This window comes from Streptomyces hirsutus (assembly GCF_001418415.1).
In the GTDB taxonomy this organism is placed as follows: domain Bacteria; phylum Actinomycetota; class Actinomycetes; order Streptomycetales; family Streptomycetaceae; genus Streptomyces; species Streptomyces hirsutus.
Genome location: NZ_LIQT01000545.1, coordinates 1 through 2968, shown reverse-complemented (window position 1 = coordinate 2968; position 2968 = coordinate 1). Strand labels below are relative to the sequence as shown.

Here is a 2968-nt window from a genome sequence, read left to right as displayed (position 1 = left end):
CCCCGACGCCTTCTCCCTCCCCCGCGCCCGCTCTGCCCCGTCACGCCCACACGCCACCGGCGCAGCCACAGGCTCCGTTACCGGCGCAGTCCCGGACACCGGGGCTGTCCCAGCCGCCGTACAGCGCGCAGCCGCAGGTCGCCCACGCCGGGCACGTGTCCCCCGTATCCCCTCACGACCCCACTCATCCGCTGCGCTCCTCCCTGCCCCGGTCGTCCGCGCGTCCCCGCCCCGTGTCGCACCGCGCCGATCCCTCCACCGCCGAATACACCGCCGGTGTCCATGGGGCCCCGTCTCAAGGCAGGGCAGGTCCACGGCACGGAGGGGGCAGTAGACGCCGTCGCCGCCCCGGCCCTCCCGCGCGGGTGGCCGTTCCTCTCCTGCTCCTGGCCCTGGCCTGCTACGCCGTGGGGTTCTGGGCGCTCACCCGGATCTGAAGTCCCTGCCGTCCCGCGGACCACCGTCCCAGGAACTGCCTTCCCGGCCCGGGGAGGCGGTTCTCCGCCGAGCCGCCACGGTCCACATTCCGAGGCCCACCAGCAGTGCGCTGCCGGTGCCGATACCGCCCACCGCGAGCGCCGTCATCGCGGTGTCGTCGTTGCCTGCCCGACCCGCCTCCTGCCCGTCCGCCACTGCCTCGCGGTCCTGCTCGCCGGCCGCGAAGACGTCCGACGGCACGGGCTCCCCCGCGTACTCGGGCCCGTCCTGTGCCGTCCCGCTCACACGTACCCGCAGCGTCAGCGGGACGGGCCCGTCGCCGAAGTCGTCCGCGACCTTCTCCGCGAGGTGTGCGACGAGGTAGTAGGAGCCGGCGAACCGCATCGCCGCGACCCGGCTGTCGGGTGCGTGGCGATTGGCGTACGCGACGTGGGGCAGCGGGGAGAGGCTGCCCGACTTCTGCCTGCCGTCGTAGCCGATGCCCACGTCCGCGACATGTCCGCGTACGGGGTTGTAGAGGTCCAGGTCCAGGGCTGCGGGCACGAACCCGGTACCACCCGAGCTCGAACTGTGCAGTTCGGCGGTGACGTTGAACTGCCGGCCCCAGCCGACCGGGACCTTGTAGAAGAGTGTCCGGCCTGGCCGGATGTCGTCCCGCCAGACTCCCTCACCGAGAGGGGTGGCCTCGGTGAAACCGGTGCCGCCGGCACGCCGTCGGGCCTCCCCGGCGACGGGCTCGGGCGAGGCGGAGTTCCACGCCTCCGGCGCGGTCGTCGCTCCGGCCTGCGCCGGCCGCGGTTCCGACACGGTGGTGAGCTCCAGCTCCCAGGCGTCGGGGGAGGCGCCCTTCCCGTCCGGATCCGCGCGTTCGACGGTCACGTAGTACGTACCGGCGTCCTTGCAGAGGGACCGTCTGGGAGAGATCTCGCGCGCGGCCGACGCGGCGACCGGGTGCGGGCTGGCGGCAGCGCCGAAGGTTGCCGTGTCCACGTCGCAGGAGCGGCCGTCACCGTCCTGTACGGACACCTTGACGCCGTCGATGACAGCGGCGCCGCCGCCCGGCGGGACGGCGGTGGCGGAGGCATAGACGTTCGAGGTGTCGTCGAGTTCCAGGCGGTAGTGGACCAGGCCGTTCACCGGGAGGGTGCTCCGATAGGTGCGGCCGGTCTCCAGCCGTACGGCGTCCGCGGTGCTCAGCGCTCCTTCGACGCGCGGTGCGCTCTCGTCGAAGGCATACGTCCCAGGAGCCCCTGCGGCGGCCGCCTCCTGCCCCGCGGGCAGGCCGGGCATGCCCGTCAGGAGCACTGCCGCGAGCATCACCACTCCCGCGCGTCCGGCAGCCGGGGCCCGGCCGCTCCTCCCCGCCCGTGCACGCCGTCCCCACGCAGTACACCGCCGTGCCCTCACGCGCCACTCCTCGTCGTCGCCGGACGTCGCACCGTGACCATCCTGCCCCGCGGACAAGGTCCGTCGGCAAGGCCCCACCACACACAAAACCCCGGCCGCGAGCGCGGCCGGGGTCTGTTCAGCGTCGTATGTCGGTACTCACGAACCCGTGGGCACGGAGTCAGTCGCCTCCGTCCACAGATCCTGCTCGGCGCGATCCGCCTGGATCTGGCGGTACACGAGGAGCCCGCCGATGGCGGCCAGTGCGACCAGGAGAAGCTTCTTCACCGCGCGACCTCGTCTTTCTTGACGTAGGGGACCTCTGGCGCCCGACTATACACACCGGCCGAGACCGATCGGTGACCTGCGTCGGCCCGTCAACTCCCCTCCTGAGCTGCGCAGTAGAAGCAGAGAACATCGACCGGTCCGGAGGGTGACCACTCTCACACGGTGGGTAATTTCGTCCGCCTCTCTCCACGTTCTTCCGCTTTTCACCCCTCTTGCACCCATCCGAGTGGTGTTCATCTGAACATCGACGCGCCACGTGCGGAGGTCCACCACTTCGCGGCCCACATACACATCATGAGGAAAGTACGCAAATCGCCCGACCCGAAAGTGAGGGGCCATGGCCCGGAACAAGGTCATGAAGCTGTGGACCGCCATCGTCACCGCCTTCCTCGCGCTGTGCACGGCGCTCGGATTCATCACCACGACCGCCTCCGCGGCCGTACCCCAGACCGAGACGACGCGCAACAGCGAGAGCGCCCCGGACACGACGGCGCCGGCGACGTCCGTCCGGCCCTGGTCCCATGCGAGGGCCCTGCCCCCCACGATGAAACAGCGCATCCGCGCGGAGGCCCATGGCGCCTCTCCCCGCTGCCGCCACCGCTCGCTCGCGAACCCGGCCCCGGCCTCTGATCCGGCCACCTCCACGCCCTGCTCCGACCACGACAGCCCGCCCCCGGCGGAATCCCCCAGGGGCCGCGTCCCGCTCCAACGCTAAGCCCGGAGCCCCACAGCACCCCTTCCGTGCCGTTCCGGCTCCCCCGAAGTCCCGGCGAACTCGCGTACAGCCCCAACGGCACGCGAAAAACAGCCCGGCAGCTCGCACACGAGCAGCCGGGCTTTCCCACGCCCACGCCAC

The 2968-nt window shown here is 71.7% G+C and carries 3 protein-coding genes; 1 reads left to right on the top strand and 2 read right to left on the bottom strand.

Going from position 1 to position 2968, the window contains the following annotated elements; all coding sequences use genetic code 11:
• Positions 1 to 423: 423 nt before the first annotated feature.
• Positions 424 to 1755 (bottom strand): hypothetical protein, encoded by a 1332-nt coding sequence (locus tag AOK11_RS33825; RefSeq protein ID WP_240497592.1) that lies wholly within the window; start codon positions 1753 to 1755, stop codon positions 424 to 426.
• 228 nt (positions 1756 to 1983) lie between these two features.
• The gene (locus tag AOK11_RS41055) at positions 1984 to 2112 is read right to left on the bottom strand and encodes a DLW-39 family protein (RefSeq protein ID WP_003999697.1); all 129 of its coding nucleotides are present in this window, start codon (positions 2110 to 2112) and stop codon (positions 1984 to 1986) included.
• 337 nt (positions 2113 to 2449) lie between these two features.
• Here AOK11_RS41055 and AOK11_RS33820 point away from each other — a divergent pair, with 337 nt between their 5' ends.
• Entirely contained in the window at positions 2450 to 2827 is a 378-nt protein-coding gene (locus AOK11_RS33820; protein WP_055597492.1) for a DUF6344 domain-containing protein, read from the top strand.
• Positions 2828 to 2968 lie beyond the last annotated feature (141 nt).